The sequence below is a fragment of the Blautia sp. MSJ-36 genome (assembly GCF_018917985.1).
In the GTDB taxonomy this organism is placed as follows: Bacteria; Bacillota; Clostridia; order Lachnospirales; family Lachnospiraceae; genus Blautia_A.
Genome location: NZ_JAHLPQ010000015.1, coordinates 36,806 through 58,167 on the forward strand (window position 1 = coordinate 36,806; position 21,362 = coordinate 58,167).

General features: G+C 45.8%; 17 protein-coding genes. 15 read left to right on the plus strand and 2 right to left on the minus strand.

Translation table 11 applies throughout. The features are described 5' to 3' along the window. Positions 1-6 precede the first annotated feature (6 nt). From dxs to feoB, 9 genes are all read left to right on the plus strand, one after another. Complete coding sequence (gene dxs, locus KQI39_RS11230; protein WP_216418415.1) at positions 7-1,893, plus strand: 1-deoxy-D-xylulose-5-phosphate synthase; 1,887 nt, start codon at positions 7-9, stop codon at positions 1,891-1,893. A gap of 84 nt (positions 1,894-1,977) precedes the next feature. After that, positions 1,978-2,787: a TlyA family RNA methyltransferase gene (locus KQI39_RS11235; RefSeq protein ID WP_216418417.1), complete on the plus strand. Its 810-nt coding sequence runs from the start codon at positions 1,978-1,980 to the stop codon at positions 2,785-2,787. Positions 2,788-2,810: 23 nt separating this feature from the next. Further along, the gene (locus KQI39_RS11240; protein ID WP_216418419.1) at positions 2,811-3,671 is read left to right on the plus strand and encodes an NAD(+)/NADH kinase; all 861 of its coding nucleotides are present in this window, start codon (positions 2,811-2,813) and stop codon (positions 3,669-3,671) included. A gap of 16 nt (positions 3,672-3,687) precedes the next feature. Next, the gene (gene argR / locus KQI39_RS11245; RefSeq protein WP_118063042.1) at positions 3,688-4,149 is read left to right on the plus strand and encodes an arginine repressor; all 462 of its coding nucleotides are present in this window, start codon (positions 3,688-3,690) and stop codon (positions 4,147-4,149) included. A gap of 42 nt (positions 4,150-4,191) precedes the next feature. After that, positions 4,192-5,877 (plus strand): DNA repair protein RecN, encoded by a 1,686-nt coding sequence (gene recN / locus KQI39_RS11250; protein WP_216418422.1) that lies wholly within the window; start codon positions 4,192-4,194, stop codon positions 5,875-5,877. 108 nt (positions 5,878-5,985) lie between these two features. After that, entirely contained in the window at positions 5,986-7,194 is a 1,209-nt protein-coding gene (gene spoIVB / locus KQI39_RS11255) for a SpoIVB peptidase (protein ID WP_253293152.1), read from the plus strand. Between the two features lie 347 nt (positions 7,195-7,541). Next, complete coding sequence (gene spo0A, locus KQI39_RS11260; protein ID WP_148446629.1) at positions 7,542-8,348, plus strand: sporulation transcription factor Spo0A; 807 nt, start codon at positions 7,542-7,544, stop codon at positions 8,346-8,348. 58 nt (positions 8,349-8,406) lie between these two features. Next, on the plus strand, positions 8,407-9,852 hold the full coding sequence (glgA, locus tag KQI39_RS11265; RefSeq protein WP_216418424.1) for a glycogen synthase GlgA: 1,446 nt from the start codon (positions 8,407-8,409) through the stop codon (positions 9,850-9,852). Positions 9,853-10,173: 321 nt separating this feature from the next. Continuing rightward, on the plus strand, positions 10,174-12,552 hold the full coding sequence (gene feoB, locus KQI39_RS11270) for a ferrous iron transport protein B (RefSeq protein ID WP_216418426.1): 2,379 nt from the start codon (positions 10,174-10,176) through the stop codon (positions 12,550-12,552). Positions 12,553-12,562: 10 nt separating this feature from the next. On the opposite strand, the gene KQI39_RS11275 is transcribed toward feoB, so the two are convergent. Then, positions 12,563-13,438 carry a LysR family transcriptional regulator gene (locus KQI39_RS11275; RefSeq protein ID WP_216418429.1) on the minus strand — a complete coding sequence of 292 codons (876 nt, stop codon included), beginning with the start codon at positions 13,436-13,438 and terminating at the stop codon, positions 12,563-12,565. Positions 13,439-13,564: 126 nt separating this feature from the next. Here KQI39_RS11275 and KQI39_RS11280 point away from each other — a divergent pair, with 126 nt between their 5' ends. The 3 genes from KQI39_RS11280 to KQI39_RS11290 are packed head-to-tail and all read left to right on the plus strand — an operon-like array spanning position 13,565 to position 15,959. Next, positions 13,565-15,031, plus strand: a complete 1,467-nt coding sequence (locus tag KQI39_RS11280; protein ID WP_216418431.1) for a UbiD family decarboxylase — start codon at positions 13,565-13,567, stop codon at positions 15,029-15,031. Further along, entirely contained in the window at positions 15,028-15,597 is a 570-nt protein-coding gene (locus KQI39_RS11285; RefSeq protein ID WP_173761945.1) for a UbiX family flavin prenyltransferase, read from the plus strand. The genes KQI39_RS11280 and KQI39_RS11285 overlap by 4 nt, the downstream gene beginning before the upstream one ends. Further along, a complete protein-coding gene (locus tag KQI39_RS11290) occupies positions 15,582-15,959 on the plus strand; it encodes a prenylated flavin chaperone LpdD (protein ID WP_148446618.1) in 378 nt (125 codons plus the stop codon). Before KQI39_RS11285 ends, KQI39_RS11290 begins: the two co-directional genes overlap by 16 nt. A 318-nt stretch (positions 15,960-16,277) precedes the next feature. Here KQI39_RS11290 and KQI39_RS11295 read toward each other — a convergent pair whose 3' ends face one another. Then, positions 16,278-17,654, minus strand: coding sequence for an MATE family efflux transporter (locus KQI39_RS11295; protein WP_216418433.1), 1,377 nt, complete (start codon positions 17,652-17,654; stop codon positions 16,278-16,280). 389 nt (positions 17,655-18,043) lie between these two features. Between KQI39_RS11295 and KQI39_RS11300 the strand changes: the two genes are divergently transcribed. The 3 genes from KQI39_RS11300 to KQI39_RS11310 all read left to right on the plus strand — a co-directional run bounded on the left by KQI39_RS11300 (position 18,044) and on the right by KQI39_RS11310 (position 21,339). Then, positions 18,044-19,534 carry an AAA family ATPase gene (locus KQI39_RS11300; RefSeq protein WP_216418435.1) on the plus strand — a complete coding sequence of 497 codons (1,491 nt, stop codon included), beginning with the start codon at positions 18,044-18,046 and terminating at the stop codon, positions 19,532-19,534. Between the two features lie 248 nt (positions 19,535-19,782). Next, on the plus strand, positions 19,783-20,814 hold the full coding sequence (locus KQI39_RS11305; protein WP_216418437.1) for a LacI family DNA-binding transcriptional regulator: 1,032 nt from the start codon (positions 19,783-19,785) through the stop codon (positions 20,812-20,814). A 21-nt stretch (positions 20,815-20,835) separates the two neighbouring features. Beyond that, positions 20,836-21,339, plus strand: coding sequence for a gamma carbonic anhydrase family protein (locus KQI39_RS11310; protein WP_216418438.1), 504 nt, complete (start codon positions 20,836-20,838; stop codon positions 21,337-21,339). Positions 21,340-21,362: the final 23 nt, after the last annotated feature.

Sequence of the window (21,362 nt, forward strand, 5' to 3'; positions counted from 1 at the left end):
ATACGAATGATTCTGGAAAAAATTAAAAAGCCAAATGATATTCATAAAGTTTCATTGGAGGATTTTCCGCGCCTTGCCGAGGAAATCAGGAGCTTTTTGATCCAGAGTGTAAGTGAGACAGGCGGCCATCTGGCATCCAATCTGGGTGTGGTGGAGCTGACCCTTGCTCTGCATAATGTGCTTGATTTTCCACAGGATAAACTGATCTGGGATGTGGGACATCAGGCTTATACGCATAAGATTCTTACAGGCAGGAAAGACGGCTTTAAGGATCTTCGTAAAGAGGGAGGCTTAAGTGGCTTCCCGAAGAGAAATGAAAGTGACTGTGATTCTTTTGATACCGGACACAGTTCCAATTCCATTTCCGCAGGACTTGGTTATGTCCGTGCCAGAGATCTGCGGGGAGAGAAACATCATGTGGTTTCTGTCATCGGAGATGGTGCGCTTACCGGTGGAATGGCATATGAAGCATTAAACAATGCAGCTGAGCTGAAGACGAATTTTATTATCATCATCAATGATAACAACATGTCCATTTCCAAGAATGTTGGAGGAATGTCCACCTATTTAAGTGCCTTGCGTACAGCGGAGACTTACACGGGAATGAAAATCGGCGTGACAAAAACGCTCAAAAAAATTCCACATGTTGGAACAGCCGTGGTGGATACGGTCCGCAAAACCAAGAGCAGTATTAAGCAGCTGATCATTCCCGGAATGCTTTTTGAAAATATGGGTCTGACTTATCTGGGGCCAGTAGACGGCCATAATATGCGTCAGATGATGAAGCTTTTTAATGAGGCAAAAAGAGTGGAGGGACCGGTGGTTGTCCATGTCCTTACGGAAAAGGGCAGAGGTTATGGACCGGCATCTTCCCATCCGGAGCGTTTTCATGGAACCGGTCCTTTTGAGATCAAAAGCGGCAGACCTCTTGCAGAAAAAACAGCGCCCACATATACGGACTGTTTTTCCAGCGCAATATGTTCTGTGGCAGAGAAGAACCAGAAAGTAGTTGCCATTACGGCTGCCATGCCCGATGGAACCGGACTGAACCGGTTCTGTAAGAAATTCCCGGAACGATTTTTTGACGTGGGTATTGCAGAAGAGCATGCGGTAACCTTTGCGGCAGGGCTGGCTCTTGGAGGAATGATTCCGGTTTTTGCGGTCTATTCTTCGTTCCTGCAGAGAGGAATTGATCAGATCCTCCACGATGTGTGCATGCAGAATCTTCATGTGATCTTTGCTATTGATCGGGCAGGTTTTGTGGGAGCAGACGGAGAAACCCATCATGGATGCTTTGATCTTTCCTATCTGTCTATGATCCCTAATATGACAGTTATGGCTCCCAAGAATGGAAAAGAACTGGAGCAGATGCTGAAATTTGCAGTAGAAGAGCTGGATGGTCCCTGTGCGATCCGTTATCCGAAGGGAACAGCATGTACAGATATGGAAGAGCGTGATGAGCCACTTGAGAAGGGCAGAAGTGAAGTGATCACCTCGGGCAGTGAGATTGCTGTCCTTGGTGTTGGAAGTATGGTTTCTGTCTGTCAGAAAGTCTGTGAGGAGATAAGAGATCACAGAATTGCAAGAGCTACATTTGTCAATGTACGTTTTGTAAAACCGCTGGATACCAGCCTTCTTGACCGTCTTTCACAGAATCACAGTCTTTTTGTGACTGTAGAGGAGAATGTAAAAAGCGGCGGATTTGGAGAACACGTATCTGCTTATATGGAAGCCTGTCATCCGGAAGTAAGAGTGCTTCCGTTGGCGATCCCGGATCATTTTATCGAGCACGGAACCGTAAACAGCCAGCGGGTAAAAACCGGTTTAAATGTACAGGGAATCCTGGATGCCATAGAGCAGAGCTGGGAAGATCTTGGGAATAACAGAAAATAAAAGAGACAGCCTTTGTGGGGGAATAAGGACCTGCGGGGCATTTTACAGCCCGGCACATAAAAAGCCGGGCTGTTGGAGGATAACATGAAAAAAAGACTGGATATCATGATGGTGGAACAGGGACTTGCACCGTCACGGGAAAAAGCAAAAGCTTATATTATGGCCGGAGAAGTATACGTTAACGGCCAGAAAGAGGACAAGGCAGGCTCCATGTTTGCGGAAACTGCCAAGCTGGAGGTAAGAGGAAAAACGCTTCCCTATGTCAGCAGAGGCGGACTGAAACTTGAGAAAGCCATGAAAAATTTCGGCGTAACGCTGAATGATAAAGTATGTATGGATGTAGGAGCATCCACCGGTGGTTTCACAGACTGTATGCTTCAGAACGGAGCAGTCAAAGTCTATTCCATTGATGTGGGATACGGACAGCTGGACTGGAAACTCCGGAATGATCCGAGAGTCGTATGCATGGAAAAGACAAACATCCGTTATGTGGTACCGGAAGATCTGGAGGTACCGGCAGCATTTTCTTCCATCGATGTTTCTTTCATCTCCCTGACAAAAGTTCTTCTTCCTGTAAGAAATCTTCTCACAGAAGACGGAGAGATCGTATGTCTCATCAAACCGCAGTTTGAGGCAGGCAGAGAAAAAGTTGGAAAAAAAGGTGTTGTCCGTGATCCGAAAGTCCATGAGGAAGTCATTGAAAAGGTACGGGATTATGCCATGAGCATTGCCATGGAACCCTGTCATCTTTCTTTTTCCCCGATCAAGGGACCGGAGGGAAATATTGAATATCTCCTTCACCTCAAAAAACATCCGGAAGGAACCGAAGTGCCTATGAGTCTTGACGTATCCGTAGAGGATGTGGTAAAGGAAGCCCACGGACAGCTGGACTGATGTTTGGAAAGGACTGAAGCAATATGGACAGATTTTATATAATTCCAAACAGTGCCAAGGATCCGGAACTGACATTTTCCAATATGATCATCGACTATCTGGAAGAACATGGTGCCAGGTGCCACGTGCAGAAAATTACCGAAAAAATGGAAGGACCGTATCATTATACAGATCCGGATGGGATCCCACAGGATACACAGTGTATTATCGTACTGGGCGGAGACGGAACGCTTTTGCAGGCTGCAAGGGATGTGGTGCATCTGGATATCCCTCTTCTCGGAATCAATCTGGGAACTCTGGGATTTCTTGCAGAGGTGGACAAAAATTCCGTATATCCGGCGCTGGATCGACTTCTGACTGACGATTATGAGTTGGAAGAGCGAATGATGCTGGAAGGAAAGATCTATCGGGGAGAAGAGCTGATCGGAAAAGATATCGCGTTAAACGATATTGTGATCGGAAGAGAGGGACATCTCCGTGTGATTCGTTTCAAAAATTATGTCGATGATTCATATATGAATTCCTATAATGCGGATGGAATCATCATCTCCACGCCAACCGGTTCCACCGGATACAGCCTGTCAGCAGGAGGCCCGGTGGTTTCCCCAAGTGCCAGTATGATGATCATGACACCCATTGCACCCCACACCATGAATACCCGAAGTATCATTCTCTCCGGGGAAGAGGCGGTTACTGTGGAGATCGGCGAGGGAAGACATAATACCATTGAGAAAGCGGTGGCATCTTTTGACGGGGATACGCAGATATCCATGGTCACCGGTGACCGGATCGTCATCCGGAAAGCCACAGTCAGGACAAAGATCCTCAAGCTGAACCATCTGAGCTTTGTGGAGGTTCTGAGACAGAAAATGAGTAACAGCTGATGCAGGAGGTTCAATTTTGAAAGTAGCAAGACATGAAAAAATTATCGAACTGATCCGTCAGTACGAGATCGATACACAGGAAGAACTTGCGGCAAGACTGAATGAGGCCGGTTTCAAGGTTACACAGGCTACCGTATCCAGAGACATCCGGGCTCTGAAGATGACAAAAGTTGCAGGCAGCAACGGAAAATCCAGATATGCGATCCTGGAAGAACACACACCGGATGTGTTAAGTGATAAATATTCCAGAGTCCTGAAAGATGCAGTAATTTCCATGAATATCGGACAGAATATCGTAGTGGTAAAAACGATTCCCGGAATGGCCATGGCAGCGGCAGCAGCTCTTGATGCCATGAAATGGCCGGAGATTCTGGGGTGCATTGCCGGAGATGATACCATCATGTGTGTGGTAAAAACTTCCGAGCAGGCACCGGGAGTAGTACAGAAGCTTGGCGGGATCTTATCCCGTGGAAAATAAAATGACAGAATATGTAGACACTTTATACCAGAAAGGAAACCAATGTTAGTACATCTGCATGTAAAAAATCTTGCACTGATAGAGGAAACAGAGGTGGAATTCGGACCGGGATTAAACATTTTAACCGGTGAGACCGGAGCCGGAAAATCCATCCTGTTAGGATCCATACAGCTCATCCTGGGCGGAAAAACTTCCAGAAGCATGATCCGCGAAAATGCTTCCTATGCCCTGGTAGAGCTGTTATTTCAGGTTGAAAACACGAAAGCCAGAGAGTCCCTTGCGGCGCTTGACATCTATCCGGAGGACGGACAGGTGCTGATGTCCCGTAAGATCATGGACGGCAGAAGTATCAACAAGATCAACGGAGAGACAAGCACAGTCAGCCAGATGAAAGCGGCAGCAGCCTGCCTTCTGGACATTCACGGACAGCATGAGCATCAGTCCCTTCTTTACGGTGACCGCCAGCTGGCGATCCTGGATGTATACGGAAAAGAACGGATCCTTCCGGCTAGGGAGAAGGTCCGGGAAGCTTACCGGGAGTATCGGAACTGTATGGATCAGCTGAAAGCGCTGGACATGGATGAGGAACAGCGTAACCGGGAAAAAGCCTTTCTGGAATTTGAGATCAACGAGATCGAAGAAGCAGCTCTTGTTCCGGGCGAGGATGAAATGTTGGAAGACCGTTACCGGAAACTGAGCAATGCCAGAAGGATCATGGAAACCGCACAGATGGTTCACGGGCTGACCGGATATGAACAGGGTGCCGCGGACATGACCGGAAACGCATTGAAAGAGTTTTCCAGAATTGTGGATTACGATAAGGAACTTGCACCTTTACAGGAAGCCCTTGGAGAGATCGATTCTCTTCTCAGTGACTTCTGCCGGGATCTGTCCTCTTATATGGACAGCCTTACTTTTGATGAAGAAACTTTTTTTGAAACAGAAAAACGTCTGGATTTGATCAATGGCCTGAAGACAAAATACGGCCAGACGATCCCGGAAATTTTGTCTTATCAGAAGGAACAGCAGGAAAAACTGGAAAAACTTCAAAAATTTGAAGAAAATTTCCAGTTTCTGAAAGAAAAACTTGTACAGGCAGAAAAGGTTCTCGAAGAAGTTTCGCATGAACTTTCAGAAATCCGGAAAGAATACAGTAAACAGCTGGATGAAAAAATCATCGACGGACTGAAGGAGCTGAATTTTGAGGATGTGGATTTTTCCATCCGTTTTGACCGCAGAAAAAATTATACAGACAATGGTTATGATACGGTAGAATACGAGATTTCCACAAACCCGGGTGAGAGCAGAAAACCGCTGGGGCAGATCGTATCCGGTGGAGAGCTTTCCAGGATTATGCTTGCCATCAAGGCGATCCTTGCAGATAAGGATCAGATTGATACGCTGATCTTCGATGAGATCGATACAGGAATCAGCGGCCGTACCGCACAGAAAGTATCCGAAAAAATGGCTGTGATCGGACAGCACAGACAGGTGCTTTGTATCACCCATCTTCCACAGATTGCGGCAATGGCGGATACCCATTTTGAGATTGAGAAACATGTGGAAGGAACAGAGACCATCACCCAGATCCATCCTCTTGAAGGAGAGGAATCTGTTCGTGAGCTTGCAAGACTTCTGGGTGGCGCCCAGATCACACCGGCTGTTCTTGAAAATGCGAGAGAAATGAAGGAATTGGCACAGCAACAAAAAAATACAAGACTGAAATAATTCATACGTTACATACTAAGAGAGGACGGCCGGAAGGTCAGTCCTCTTTTTTAACCGAATGTGGATTGCAAATAGCCCCTTGTTAAAAAAATACAAAGGATGTGACGTATGATGAACAGAAAAAGGAAGTACCGTTATCTGATCCTGGCATTTCTTGCACTGGATCTGATGCTGATGGGATGGCTGGGCTACCGGATTCTGGACCGGAAGATTCCGGATCAGATCCTGGTGGAGCACGAGAACAGCCGGGAGGTGGCCAGCCTTCTTAAGCGCCCTTTTGTCAGCTTTGATGATGCCATTGCAGTCTCAGGAAAAGACAGCTATACTTTGCACTGCAGAGTGTTGGGAGTGATTCCTTTTAAGGATGTGAAAGTAAAACATACAACTGCAAAAGAAGTATACGTAAGTGGAACTGCAGTGGGCATTTATATGCAGACAAAAGGCGTTCTGATCATTGATACAGGTGAGATCCTCTCAGAAAGCGGCGAGACGGAAGAACCTGCCCGGGACATTGTAAAACCGGGAGATTATATTGTGGCTTTTAATCAGAACCGGATCCAGTGTAAGCAGGATCTTCTGGAAGATCTGGCTGATCTTGACGGGGAATCTGTGACACTGAAGGTTCGTCGGGGAAAAGAAACGATCCCTCTGTCTTTAACTCCGGTGAAAGATGAGGAGGGGAAATACAAATTGGGGATCTGGGTGAGGGATGATACGCAGGGAATCGGAACATTAACTTATGTGGATGAAGAGGGAAGATTCGGTGCTCTTGGTCATGGGATCAGCGATGTGGACACAGGCGAACTCTTAAGTATCGCAGACGGAAATCTGTATGATGCTCAGATCCTTGGAATCCGGAAAGGAGAAAAAGGAAATCCCGGAGAACTTTCCGGGTTGATTCGATACGAAGCCGGCAATATCCTGGGAGAGATTTCTGAAAACAGAAAAAACGGTATTTTTGGAACGATGGAGGCCAGTCAGCTGAAAAATATGAATCTGGAGAAAGTTCCCATAGGGTACAAGCAGGATCTGAAAACCGGACCTGCATCTGTTTTCTGCTGCACAGATGGCGAGGTAAAAGAGTATGCGGCAGAGATCACCAGGATCGATCTGAATCATGAAGATTCCAACAAAAGCTTCGTGATTCAGATTACGGACAAAGAACTTCTGGAAAAAACAGGCGGGATTGTCCAGGGAATGTCCGGTAGCCCTGTGCTTCAGAATGGAAAGCTCTTTGGTGCGGTAACACATGTTTTTGTACAGGATTCCACGAGTGGGTATGGAATTTTTATTGAAAATATGATGGATGTGGCATAATCAGAAAAAGAGGCGCGGAAAAATGCTGTAAAAACACAGGAAAAGTGCCTCTTTTTTATGTAAGAAAAAAGTAGATCATTGTGAGGAAAAGTGTCTGTAAAGTGAATTTTGTGATATAAACCAAATAAAATGTCGAAAAATATCGTACGAAAATAAGGAAAAGTACCAACTTTTATCTTGATTTCGGCATAGGATTTCCACTATAATAATTTTGTCGCCAGCAGAGGGGAAAAAGAAACCGTAGGCAGAAAACAAGGGTGAAAAGGGTAGAATATTAATTTCTGCAGACGGTCATACGGGGTAGGTCTGGAAATTGAAGGAGATAGAAGTTAGGAGGGAATGTCCTCATGGACAAATTAAATGTAGCAATTGCAGACGATAACACAAAAATGGCAGATATGCTGGGTCAGATGATCGAAGAAGATAAAGACCTTGAACTGGTCGGAAAAGCACACAACGGAGAAGAAATCTGTAACATTATAAAAGATAAGGAACCGGACGTGGTGATATTGGATATTATCATGCCGAAAATGGACGGGTTGTCCGTGATGGAGAAATTCTCCCATGACACCAGTGGCAGTAAAGTTCCTGTGTTTATCGTAGTATCCGCAGTTGGACAGGAAAGGATCACGGAGGATGCATTCAGTCTGGGAGCAGACTATTACGTGCTGAAGCCTTTTGATAACACCATGCTTCTGAACCGGATTAAACATATCCGGAGAGCTGGAGACAGAAGAATTCGGGAGATCAGCAGACCGAATATCGCAGAAAAGAGAGAACGGAAACCGGAGAGAAATCTGGAAACCGATGTGACAAATATTATTCACGAAATTGGTGTTCCGGCGCATATTAAAGGTTATCAGTATCTCAGAGATGCGATTATTTTATCTGTAAATGATATGGAAATGCTGAACTCCATTACCAAAATACTGTATCCGACCATTGCCAAGCGTCACCAGACGACGCCAAGCAGAGTGGAACGGGCTATCCGCCATGCAATTGAGGTGGCGTGGAGCCGTGGAAAAATGGATACAATTGATGAATTATTTGGATATACCGTAAGCACCGGAAAAGGGAAACCCACGAATTCAGAATTCATAGCACTGATCGCGGATAAAATCAGACTGGAATATAAAAATCGGTCTTTAAATTGAATGAATTTTGGAGTATAATTATAAATAAAAACGGGTGTACCCAGGGAGGGGAATACAGATGAAAAAAATTCTGTTTGCTACATCAGAAGCAGTACCTTTTATTAAAACAGGAGGACTTGCTGATGTTGCCGGCTCACTGCCTAAGTGCTTTGACAAAAAATATTTTGATATCCGCGTAATCTTACCGAAATATGCCTGCATGAAACAGGAATGGAAAGATAAAATGGAGTATGTGACCCATTTTTATATGGATCTGGGATTCAAGAACTGCTATGTGGGAATCATGCAGATGCAGTACGACGGAATTCAGTTCTACTTTATTGACAATGAATATTATTTCAGCGGTCCGAAACCATATGACAGCGCACCATGGGATCTTGAGAAATTTGCTTTCTTTTCCAAGGCTGTGTTATCCGTTCTTCCGGTGATCGGATTCAGACCGGATATCATTCACTGTCATGACTGGCAGACAGGACTTGTTCCGGTTTATCTTCACGATTCTTTCCAGGAAAATGAATTCTTCCGCGGAATCAAGACTGTTATGACAATACATAACCTGAAATTCCAGGGTGTATGGGATGTTAAGACTGTTAAGGATATTACAGGACTTTCTGATTACTACTTTGCACCGGATAAACTGGAAGCATACAAGGATGCAAACTTCCTGAAAGGCGGTATGGTATTTGCAGATGCCATCACCACAGTAAGTAATACTTATGCGGAAGAGATCAAGACACCGTTCTACGGTGAGAAGCTGGATGGTCTTCTCAATGCGAGAGCCAACAGCCTGCGCGGTATTGTAAATGGTATTGATTACAATGAATTTAATCCGGAGACAGATCCGAACATCACCAGAAATTACAATGCCAAGAATTTCCGCAAGGAGAAGATCAAGAACAAGATCCAGCTTCAGAAAGATCTTGGACTTGAGCAGGATCCGAAGGCCATGATGATCGGTATCGTATCCCGTCTTACAGACCAGAAGGGATTTGACCTGATCGCTTATATCATGGACGAGCTGTGCCAGGATGCAGTTCAGATCGTTGCTCTTGGTACCGGTGAGGAACGTTATGAGAATATGTTCCGCCACTTTGACTGGAAATACCATGGCAAGGTTTCCGCACAGATCTACTATGATGAGGCAATGTCTCACAGAATTTATGCAGCATCTGATGCATTCCTGATGCCGTCACTGTTTGAGCCATGCGGTTTAAGCCAGCTGATGAGCCTTCGTTATGGAACCCTTCCGATCGTCAGAGAGACCGGCGGTCTGAAAGATACCGTTGTTCCGTACAATGAATTTGAGGGAACAGGAACCGGATTTTCCTTCGTAAATTACAATGCACATGAGATGCTTGCTACGATCCGTTATGCGGAGAGTGTATATTACGATAAGAAGCGCGAGTGGAATAAACTGGTAGATCGTGCCATGGCAGCAGACTTCTCCTGGAATAATTCCGCACGTCAGTATGAAGAGATGTATAACTGGCTGATCGGTGAGTAAGAATTTTTTGAAACAAATTCAAAGTAATAAGAGAGCACAGACGACAGGTAATATGTCGTTTGTGCTTTTTTAGTGAGGAGAATATGTTAGAAGATGTTTGCTGAAAAGATACAGTTTCTTGTCTGTTAAATTTAAATTAAATTAAAATGAGAAAAAATAAAAATGTTAATGATAAATAACTCATAAATTAATGTTATTTATATAAAACTTATCAGATTAATCAGTTATTGTCAAACAACTTGAAGTGTGTTACATTTATACCAGTGGATAATACAGACAGCTGTATTACCATATAAATTGTACTTATGATGAGGTGACGATATGACACTGGACAAATTAAAGACTGGAGAATGTGGCAGAATTATCAGTGTTCGTGGCGAGGGGGAGCTGAGACATCATCTTCTGGACATGGGGCTTACACCAGGGACAGAGGTGTCCCTTCGTAAAACCGCTCCTATGGGAGATCCGGTACAGCTTGTGCTGCGTGGATATGAGCTGACATTGCGGCTGGCAGAAGCTGCAAAGATTGAGATCGTTGGGATCGAATCGATGACAGAAACGAAGAAAGAGAGCGAACGGCATCAGCCAATTGCCCATCCTGGCGTTGGAGAGCTTGGAAAGGCCCGTGATTACCGTAAGAACCGGATTGGGGACACGATCCCCAAGGGAGAACCGATCACGTTTGCCCTGGCAGGTAATCAGAACTGTGGAAAGACAACACTTTTTAATCAGCTGACTGGTTCCAATCAGCATGTTGGAAACTTTCCAGGTGTAACTGTTGACAAGAAAGAAGGCAGTATCCGGAGACATCCGGAGGCGACAGTGACGGATCTTCCCGGAATTTATTCACTTTCTCCGTATTCCAGCGAGGAGATCGTAACAAGGGATTTTCTGCTGAATGAGAAACCTACAGGAATCATTAATATAGTAGATGCTTCCAATATTGAAAGAAATCTTTATCTTACCATGCAGCTGATGGAACTCGGAATTCCAATGGTGCTGGCGTTAAATATGATGGATGAGGTAAGGGCAAATGGAGGCTCTGTCCGGATCAATGAGTTGGAGGAGATCCTGGGTATACCGGTTGTTCCAATCTCAGCAGTAAAGAATGAGGGAATCGATGAGCTGATCGATCATGCGATTCATGTTGCAAGATATAGAGAAGCACCGGGAAGAATTGATTTCTGTACGGACAATCAGTCACCGAAGGATCCGGTAGGTGCGCTTCACAGATGTATCCATGCAACCGTTCATCTGATCGAACCCTATGTAAAAAAAGCAGGACTCCCTGTGCGTTTTGCAGCTACAAAGATCGTGGAGAAAGATCCGCTCATCGAAGAACGTCTGGCTTTGCCTGAAGGGGAAAAAAAGGTCCTTGGTGAGCTGGTACATGTCATGGAAAAAGATGGGGGCCTGGACCGTGAGGCAGCGCTTGCGAACATGCGCTTTGATTTTATTGAAAAGCTCTGTGAAAAAACTGTGGTAAAACCGGCAGAAAGCCGGGAACATAAACGAAGTGTAGCCATAGATCGTATCCTCACCGGAAAATATACAGCGATTCCCTGTTTCGTGGGAATTATGGCTTTTGTATTTGTGATGACGTTTAATTATCTGGGAGCCTGGCTTTCGGATGGAATGACCATGGCTGTGGACTGGGTAATTGCTCTTATCGGCAAGGGACTGGCAGCAGCAGGTGTCAGCTCAGTACTGCAGTCCCTGGTTGTAGATGGAATTTTAAGTGGTATCGGAAGTGTAATTGGATTTCTTCCCACCATTGTTACTTTGTTTTTCTTCCTGTCAATTTTGGAAGATACCGGATATATGGCCAGGGTGGCTTTTGTTATGGACAAACTTCTTCGAAAGATCGGACTTTCCGGAAGAAGTTTTGTGCCGATGCTGATCGGATTTGGATGTTCCGTACCTGCTATTATGGCAACAAGAACACTGTCCAGTGAACGTGACCGGAAGATGACGATTTTGCTGACTCCTTTTATGAGCTGCAGTGCCAAGCTTCCAATTTACGGACTTCTTACCAGTGCTTTTTTCCCGAAACAGTGGAGAGGCGTTGTGATGATCAGTCTTTATTTTGCAGGTATCCTTTGTGGTATTCTGTATGCGCTGATCCTGAAGAAAACCAAATATAAAGGTGAGCCGGTACCATTTGTCATGGAGCTCCCAAACTATCGTCTTCCCTCTGCAAAAAGTGTGGGACAGCTGATCTGGGAGAAAGCAAAGGGTTTCATTCAGAAAGCATTTACCATTATTTTTGCGGCAACGCTGATCGTATGGTTCCTGCAGAACTTTGATGCAGGCCTGCATCTGGTTTCCAGTGCAGATCAGAGCCTTCTGGCAAAGATCGGAAGTATTGTGGCACCACTTTTTGCCCCACTGGGCTTTGGTGACTGGAGAGTATCCACAGCATTGATTACCGGCTTTATGGCAAAAGAGAGTGTTGTGTCAACGCTGACAGTTCTTCTGGGCGGAAAGACGGCATTGCTTCAGACTTTGTTTACTCCGTTTACTGCTTATGTATTTTTGATCTTTACTTTGCTCTATACACCTTGTGTTGCAGCTATTGCAACTGTGCGGAGAGAGATGGGAACCGTAAGGGCCGCAGCAGGTATTGCACTGATGCAGTGTGCCACTGCATGGATCGTTGCATTTGTTGTACATGGTGTGGGAATGATGCTTGGATTATAGAAAAAATATTTTATATATGGCTTTTCACATACTGCAGAAAACATTCTGCGGAAGATGTGAGAGCCATATTTTTTTTATGGGCAACTCCAACGGATAATTTTTCCAGTCCGTTAATCGGGACTGCAGCAAGAGAAGGCTGACGGAAAAGCTGAAAGCTGCTTTCTGTAAGAAGACTGATTCCTTCACCAATTTCCACTGCGCTGACGATGGATTCTGCACGGGCAGTACGCAGGATCTGAGGATGGATCCCTGCATCATGAAAACTTTGCATGCAGAAACGGTAAATGGAAGTGTGTGGGGGCATCAGGATAAAAATTTCCCTTTTCAGTTCAGTAAGAGAGACCGTTTTTTTGGACGCAGAAGGATGATTTTTGGGAAGTACGGCAACCAACCGGTCTTCTGTGAGAACGTGAAAAGTATAAAGTTTCAGATCCAGCATGTGCTTCCGTACAAAAATCAGATCGAAAAGATTTTTTTCAAGACCGGAGAGAAGTTCCTGATCTTCCACCTCCTTCAGAGAGAAAGAAAGCTCCGGATGTGCGGCGCAGAAACTGTGGATCACAGAAGTAAGATGGTACTGGGAGAGAAAAGGAAGTGTTCCGATATGAAGGGTCAGGGATTCACTGTCCTTAAAATGGGACACTGCTTCCATGGAACGATGGTACTGTCTGGAAATTTTAAGTGCTTCTTTGTAAAAAAACTCTCCTGCAGGAGTAAGCACAGCTGTGCGTTTGCTGCGGTCCCACAGGGTAAGTTCCAGTTCTTTTTCCAGTTTCATGATCTGTTTGGAAAGGGAGGATTGGGAGATATGCATGGTTTCCGCTGCATCAAAAAAAGTCCGGGACTGGGCTGCACAGATAAAATAGTCGATCTGTTCAAGAGTCATGATAACACCTGCCTTTTAATTAATCATTCCATATTGGAAACAATTATACCATAGAAAGAATTGATTCACCATGTGAAAAAGAGATAAAATAACTTCAGAAAATAAAGAGAATGCAGGAGGTTTTTTATGGCAGAGAAAGTAAGAGATTTAAGAAGTGCCCTGGCACTTCTGGAACAGATGCCGGATCAGCTGATCGAGACAGATGTGGAAGTAGATCCGATGGCAGAACTTGCAGGGGTATACCGCTATGTAGGAGCCGGCGGAACGGTAAAGCGTCCTACAAAAGAAGGTCCTGCCATGATCTTTAATCATGTGAAAGGACATCCGGATGCAAAGGTGGCCATCGGTCTTCTGGCAAGTAGAAAGAGAGTTGCCGCTTTGCTTGATACCCGGCCGGAAAATCTTGGAAAGATGCTCTGTAAAAGTGTGGAGAATCCTATTCCACCGGTAGATTTTAAAGGGGATGCACCGTGCCAGCAGGTAGTGCATAAGGCAACAGATCCGGATTTTGACCTTTATAAACTGGTTCCAGCACCAACCAATACGCCGGATGATGCAGGTCCGTATATCACACTTGGCATGTGCTATGCCACACACCCGGATACAGGAGTTCATGATGTAACGATTCACCGTCTCTGCATTCAGGGAAAAGATGAGCTTTCCATTTTCTTTACACCGGGAGCAAGACATATCGGAGCTATGGCGGAGCGTGCTGAGGAACTGGGACAGAAGCTTCCGATCTCTATCAGTATCGGAGTTGATCCTGCTATTGAGATCGGTTCCTGCTTTGAGCCGCCTACAACACCACTGGGATATGATGAACTGTCTGTAGCCGGTGCGCTGCGTGGAGAGCCGGTGGAACTTTGTAAATGTGTGACAGTTAATGAGAGAGCCATTGCCAATGCGGAATATGTAATTGAGGGAGAAGTGATCCCTGGTGTGCGTGTAAAAGAAGATCAGAACAGCAACACCGGATACGCTATGCCGGAGTTTCCTGGATATACCGGACCTGCAAGTGACCAGTGCTGGCTGATCAAAGTAACTGCTGTAACTCATCGTGGGGCTCCGATCATGCAGACCTGTATCGGACCAAGTGAGGAACATGTTTCCATGGCAGGAATCCCTACAGAGGCCAGCATCTATGGCATGGTGGAAAAGGCGATGCCGGGAAGACTTCAGAATGTATACTGCTGCAGTGCCGGTGGCGGAAAATACATGGCTGTTCTTCAGTTTAAGAAGCTTTCACCCAGTGATGAGGGCAGACAGCGGCAGGCTGCACTTCTTGCCTTTTCCGCATTCAGTGAGCTGAAAAATGTGTTCCTTGTAGATGAAGATGTGGATTGCTTTGATATGAATGATGTGCTCTGGGCGATGAACACAAGATTCCAGGGGGATGTGGATGTGATCACCATTCCGGGTGTTCGATGCCATCCCCTTGATCCGTCCAATGATCCGGCGTTTTCACCAAGCATCCGGGATCATGGAATTGCGTGCAAAACAATCTTTGACTGCACTGTGCCGTATGATCTGAAAGATCGTTTCCACAGAGCACGTTTTATGGAACTGGATCCGGAGAAATGGCTGAAAAAATGAAAAAGAGAATTATAGTTGGTGCGACAGGTGCAAGTGGCCTGCCGCTCCTTGTAAAATGTCTGGAGATTATCCGGGAAGATCCGGATTTTGAGTCTTATCTGATCATGAGTTCCAGCGCAGAGCTGACTCTCCGGCAGGAGACAGAGCTGGAAGTGGATGATGTGAAACGGCTGGCAGATCATGTGTGTGCACCGGAGGAGATCGGGGCAAAACCGGCCAGTGGTTCTTTTAAAACAGAGGGGATGCTGATCGTGCCCTGCAGTATGAAAACGATTGCTGGTATCCACAGTGGTTATGCGGATAATCTGATCCTGCGTGCGGCGGATGTGACGATCAAAGAACAGAGAACGCTGGTACTGGCTGCCAGGGAAACGCCTTTAAGCGGAATTCATCTTCGGAATCTTTATGAGCTTTCTATGCTCCCGGGGGTGAGGATCATTCCGCCGATGATGACGTTTTATCATAGGCCGGAGTGTATTGATGATATGGTTTATCATATTGCGGCGAAGCTTCTGGAGCCGTTTGGGATTGAAGCGAAGGAGTATCGTAGATGGAATGGATTGTGACGGAGTGTGTGGTGGCTGCTGGATGCCAGCTGGAGATCAGTGCTGCATTGATCGGTGAGGATGTGCTTCTTTGTCTGCAGGGCGGAGAGAGGCCGCATCTGGGGTGTGTGGTGCAGACGGAACCAAGGGAATCCCTTTCAGGAGATGGTAGTGTGAGTGCGACTTCTTCGGTTTTGAATTTTCCGGGGCATAAGGATGAGGTTGTCTGCCGGTGGATGGCGGAGAAGATTTCGAAGGAGCTTGGAAAGAGAGTGGTTTGTACTGGGGGATTTCATAAAAATGGGATTTCTGCGGAGGAGATCCGGGAGGTGCAGATGGCGGTGGAGCAGTTGACGGAACGGATAGTTGGGCGGCTGCGGTAGTATTGGCGGATGAACGGACGCCCGGGAGACAGTATCTGTCCGGCTCTGCGGCTTCGTCGGGGGCTGGCTTCTAAGACGCCGGAAATCTGCTAAAACCGTTTTCCAAAAGTCCGAACTCGCTTCGCTCAAACAGCGAACTTTTGAAAAACAACGCAGATTCCCACCGTCTAAGAAACGCACCCCTCCTGCAGAAGCAGAGCCAGCCAGATACTGTCTCCCGGGCTGGCATTTCAAACTGGAAGGGGACGGAGGCGAACGTGGGCGCTCTCCTGCGTACGTTTGTCAGTAAAAGTCAATATTCCACATCCACCCAATATTCTATTTATTATTCTCAAATATATCCTCACGGGTAATATTCTTAGCCCATTTTCCACTAAGATACCTCTTAATAACCCAAGGCCACTTCACAAACTCATCTGTACAGAGCAGAAAATACACCCACATAACCGGCAGCTTCAGTACAAACGCGGCGAAGAATCCAAGGGGCACTGCATATACCCACATATCGATCGTATCACAGATCAGGCCAAACTTCGTATCACCGCCTGCACGGAATACACCGGCGATCAAGGTTGTATTTACTGCAGTTCCCATAACGTAATAACAGTTGATCAGAAGCATATACTTCAGATAATGTATAGCCGTAGGAGTCAGAGAAGCAAACTTCATAATAAAAGGTGTAATAGCAAGAACGATCAGGCCGCCAAAAGCACCGGCGATCACTGTAAGTTTCAAAGTTTTGGAAGCATAACGCTTGGAACGCTCCAGATCTCCCTGGCCCATCACATTTCCAAGAAGGATACCACCTGCGCTTGCAATACCAAAACAGAAAACCGTACCGATATTACGGACAACTACAACCAGAGAATTGGCAGCAACCGCATCCGTACCAAGATGCCCGAGGATTACCGAATACATGGAAAAGCCAACACTCCAGGAAATATCATTGCCAAGAGCCGGCAGGGAAAGCCGTACAAAATCGCTGAACAATAGCTTATTTTTAATAAACATATATCGAAGATCCAGCCGTACATTTTTACTGAAGGCGGAAACGATAAAACATGCGATCAGTTCCACGGTTCTGGAAAGCGCGGTAGCAATGGCAACACCGGTGGCTCCAAGTTTTGGAACTCCGAAAAGGCCAAAGATAAAAGTGGCGTTTAAAAGGATATTCAATCCAAAAGCCAGCATATTCATGGCCATGCTGACAGTTACCCGCCCGATACTTCGAAGGACGGCCAGATAAACCTCCGTCATACCCCAGCAGATATAGGTGATACCCATAATGCGTATATAAGAAGAACCTATGGCCAGAAGTTCTGGATCGTTGGTGAACAGTTTCATCATCATCTGCGGCATGGTAAATGCAACCAGAGCCACAAGAATAGAGATGATCATGGAAAAACGAAGTGCAATTCCCTCAATGATCTGAATGGCTTTGTAATCCCCTTTTCCATAATACTGGGCACAAAGCAGGGTAGCACCTGTACCAAGACCGTAGTATACCATAAACAGGACATTGGAATAGTTCGCTGCCAGGGAAACTGCGGAGATGGATGACTGACCTACAAAGTTCAGCATGATAACGTCAGCAGAATTGACCGCTGCACTGAGCAGGTTCTGAATGATAATAGGGATGACAAGCTTAACGATCTGCGGATAAAAGTCATCCCGCTGTGAAAGTTGATTTCTCATTTCCTCCTCCAAAAAAATACAACTACAGTAATGGGAGTGCATGTTTTACAAACAGGAAATCCACAGGTACTGTAATTGTGTCAGCTTTTGTAAAAAATATAAAGCAAACATAATTGCACGATAACACAGTTTACAGACAGTGTCAATCGGCAAACTGCGAAATTGTTTAAACAACTTATGGGAAAATGACGAAGCCAAGTCCGCAGAGGAAACATCATGATTTTATGCAAAAAAATGCATAAAAAATCAGATCACCAGTTGTTGAGATTTCCAATCCGTGATACACTGAATGCAAACCGTGAAACAATCGTGTTCATGAACATACAGCGAAGTGGAATAGAAAAATCCGCCTTGCGAAAGATATTTTCAGAGAAAGAGGAGTAAAGCACATGCCAGTTTTTGATTTCAGTGCAGCACCGGCAGACAAAAATGAGACAAAGAGCCAGTGCACATATACAACGTTTCGTTCCAATGAGACAAAAGCCACACCGGAGAAACCGGTGCTGATCCTGGATAACAGCAAAAGAGAGTGGAAACATCATTCCTGCGGATATTTTTCCAACCCTGCAAAGCAGACAGCATTTGAGTTCAAGGAAGAGGACGGTGTTTTTCCGGCAGATATCCTGAAGATCGATTCTCGTTTTACAAGTCTGATCAAATGGCTCGGAGAAAATCATATCAACATCCGTCTTTCAGGACAGAATACAGAAGAGGGATATGCAGTTTACAAGATCCGTGAGATCGCTTTTGGCGGCGGTACCAAGCTTTCTGCAGAGGATGGATTTCTTCAGTTCATGATCGAGCGTCTGTTTGCAAGCAGTGCGCCGGCAGAAGTAAATCAGGACGATGAGGAGGAAGAAGACGGTGATGACATGAAGCTCACCAGCATTCAGAGTATCACCGACTTTATGACCTGTGCCGGAAAGACCATGCCGGATAATATCCGTCTCTGGGCGAGAAGAAACCTGGCAGTTGCCCGCTCCCATGAAGTTTCCCAGGAGGAAAGACGCCATGCTCAGAGAGCACTCTCCATTATGATGAACATTCAGTGGAAACATAATTATTTTGAGTCTATTGATCCCAAGGAAGCACGTCGTATCCTGGATGAGGAACTTTATGGAATGGAACGTGTAAAACAGAGAATCATTGAAACGATCATCCAGATCAACCGTACCCATACACTTCCTGCTTACGGACTGCTTCTTGTAGGACCGGCAGGTACCGGTAAATCTCAGATCGCCTATGCAGTTGCAAGGATCCTGAAAATGCCGTGGACAACTCTGGATATGAGTTCCATTAACGATCCGGAACAGCTGACCGGAAGTTCCCGTGTCTACGCAAATGCCAAGCCTGGAATCATCATGGAGGCTTTTTCCATGGCAGGAGAATCCAATCTGGTATTTATCATCAACGAGCTTGACAAGGCTGCATCAGGGAAAGGCAACGGAAATCCGGCAGATGTGCTTCTGACACTTCTGGATAACCTTGGTTTCACAGATAACTATATGGAATGTATGGTTCCGACCGTTGGTGTCTATCCGATTGCCACAGCCAATGACAAGGCACAGATCAGTGCTCCTCTGATGTCACGTTTTGCAGTGATCGACATTCCGGATTACACACCGGAGGAAAAGAAGATCATCTTCTCCAGATTTGCACTTCCGAAGGTTCTGAAACGTATGAGCCTGAAGCCGGAAGAATGTATTGTAACCGATGAGGCGCTGGATGCAGTGATCAGGAAATTTGAGGACACCACAGGAATCCGTGATCTGGAGCAGGCTGCGGAGCATATCGCGGCCAATGCGCTGTATCAGATCGAGGTGGATCATGTGAAAGCCGTGACCTTTACCCCGGAGATGGTACAGGAGCTTCTGGACTGACGCAGAAATTTGTTTTAGAATGATAAATAAGAATGCTTCCGGAAAAATTTTCGGAAGCATTTTTTTACAAAATCAAGTAAGTCTCTTGTGGGGGTGCGAAAAGAGATAAGCAGTGGGTGGGGACTTGCCTGTAAATTATAAAAATAATCAAATCAGGGATTGCCTGAGAACACGTAAATGGGTATAATGAAATAAAAACATGTGCACGTGAACACGAAAAGCACAGGAGATGTTTTGGAGGGTAAAATATGGCAGTAACGTTACAGCAGATCGCGGAAGCGGCCGGGGTTTCAAGGGGCACCGTGGACAGGGCACTGAACAACAGAGGCCGTATCCGCCCGGAAGTAGAGGAAAAGATCAAAAAGATCGCTCAGGAGATGGGGTATCAACCCAGCCGTGCAGGTCGTGCCCTTGCTATGGCAAAGCGGAAGATCCGTATCGGTGTGATCCTTCAGTATATGACGACGCCTTTTATGCAGCAGGTTTTAAAAGGAGTTCTGGAAGCAAAAGAAGAAGTGGAGAGTTTTGGCGGAACGGTAAAGATCTATGAGATCGAGGGTGTGGAGCCGGAAAAAGTAATGGCTGCAATGGAAGAACTCCGGGAAGAAGGTTTTAACGGGATTGCGCTGACACCATCGGAAGATCAGTTATTAAGAGCGAGGATCGATCAGTATCAGGAAGAGTATGGAATTCCGGTAGTTACCTTTAATGCAGATCTGGAAGATACGAAGCGATTATGTTTTGTGGGACAGGATACGTTTCAGGCCGGTCGTACAGCAGCAGGCCTGATGGGGGAAATGACAGGAGGAAGCGGACAGGTTGCCATCATTTCCGGACAGGTTGCCAATCCTGGCCTGATCAGCAGGCAGAAGGGATTTTCAACAGAGATCAAGGAAAGTTTCCCGGGAATTGAGGTTGTGGATACAAGATATTCCTATGATGATGAGTGGGTGGCATCCAAGATCGTGGAAGAACTTCTGGAACTTTATCCGGAACTGACCGGTATCTATATTACGGGTCATGGCGTAAAGGGTGTCTGCCAGACGCTACAGAAGCTTGGAAAAGACAAAACCATGCATGTGATCGCCAATGATTTCCTGGAAGAAAATTTGAAATGGCTGAAGGAAGGAACCATCAATTTTCTTATCGGACAGGATGCGGCTGTACAGGGGCATTCCCCGGTGACCATTCTGTTCCAGCTCCTTTTTGACAACAAAACACCGGAGAAGGAATATCAGTATACGGACATTGTGATCCGGACGAAATATAATATGGGTTAAGCAGATTCAGGGAGAAAAAAAATGAACTATAAAAATGTAAAAATCGCAGAAGGCGCCAGGATCGCAAAACAGTCTGTGATCCTTGGAGATGTGACGATCGGCCGTGACAGCTGCGTGCTGTACTATGCAGTGATCCGTGGAGATGATGCTCCGGTAGTGATCGGAGAAGAGACTAATATCCAGGAGAACTGTACCATTCATGTAAGCCACAACATGCCGGTCCATATCGGAAACAATGTTACTGTGGGGCATAATGCAGTGATCCATGGATGCACCATCGGAGACCGTACACTGATCGGAATGGGAGCCGTGATTCTGGATGGTGCAAAGATTGGAAACGACTGCATCATAGGAGCCGGAAGTCTTGTGACAAAAAATACGGTGATCCCGGATGGTTCACTGGTAATGGGAAGCCCGGCCAGGATCAAACGAAACCTTACCTGGGAAGAAAAACTCGGAATCGTGGAGAACAGTAAGGAATATCTTTCAGTGTCTGAAGAGATGAAAGAACAGGATGTGTTGTAAAATAACAGCTCCAACTGCCTTGT

Bases quoted from the DNA above. Each gene is read 5' to 3' on its own strand.
- dxs (WP_216418415.1), top strand. From the start codon at position 7: ATGATTCTGGAAAAAATTAAAAAGCCAAATGATATTCATAAAGTTTCA.
- KQI39_RS11235 (WP_216418417.1), top strand. From the start codon at position 1,978: ATGAAAAAAAGACTGGATATCATGATGGTGGAACAGGGACTTGCACCG.
- KQI39_RS11240 (WP_216418419.1), top strand. From the start codon at position 2,811: ATGGACAGATTTTATATAATTCCAAACAGTGCCAAGGATCCGGAACTG.
- recN (WP_216418422.1), top strand. From the start codon at position 4,192: ATGTTAGTACATCTGCATGTAAAAAATCTTGCACTGATAGAGGAAACA.
- spoIVB (WP_253293152.1), top strand. From the start codon at position 5,986: ATGATGAACAGAAAAAGGAAGTACCGTTATCTGATCCTGGCATTTCTT.
- spo0A (WP_148446629.1), top strand. From the start codon at position 7,542: ATGGACAAATTAAATGTAGCAATTGCAGACGATAACACAAAAATGGCA.
- glgA (WP_216418424.1), top strand. From the start codon at position 8,407: ATGAAAAAAATTCTGTTTGCTACATCAGAAGCAGTACCTTTTATTAAA.
- feoB (WP_216418426.1), top strand. From the start codon at position 10,174: ATGACACTGGACAAATTAAAGACTGGAGAATGTGGCAGAATTATCAGT.
- KQI39_RS11275 (WP_216418429.1), bottom strand. From the start codon at position 13,438: ATGACTCTTGAACAGATCGACTATTTTATCTGTGCAGCCCAGTCCCGG.
- KQI39_RS11280 (WP_216418431.1), top strand. From the start codon at position 13,565: ATGGCAGAGAAAGTAAGAGATTTAAGAAGTGCCCTGGCACTTCTGGAA.
- KQI39_RS11285 (WP_173761945.1), top strand. From the start codon at position 15,028: ATGAAAAAGAGAATTATAGTTGGTGCGACAGGTGCAAGTGGCCTGCCG.
- KQI39_RS11290 (WP_148446618.1), top strand. From the start codon at position 15,582: ATGGAATGGATTGTGACGGAGTGTGTGGTGGCTGCTGGATGCCAGCTG.
- KQI39_RS11295 (WP_216418433.1), bottom strand. From the start codon at position 17,654: ATGAGAAATCAACTTTCACAGCGGGATGACTTTTATCCGCAGATCGTT.
- KQI39_RS11300 (WP_216418435.1), top strand. From the start codon at position 18,044: ATGCCAGTTTTTGATTTCAGTGCAGCACCGGCAGACAAAAATGAGACA.
- KQI39_RS11305 (WP_216418437.1), top strand. From the start codon at position 19,783: ATGGCAGTAACGTTACAGCAGATCGCGGAAGCGGCCGGGGTTTCAAGG.
- KQI39_RS11310 (WP_216418438.1), top strand. From the start codon at position 20,836: ATGAACTATAAAAATGTAAAAATCGCAGAAGGCGCCAGGATCGCAAAA.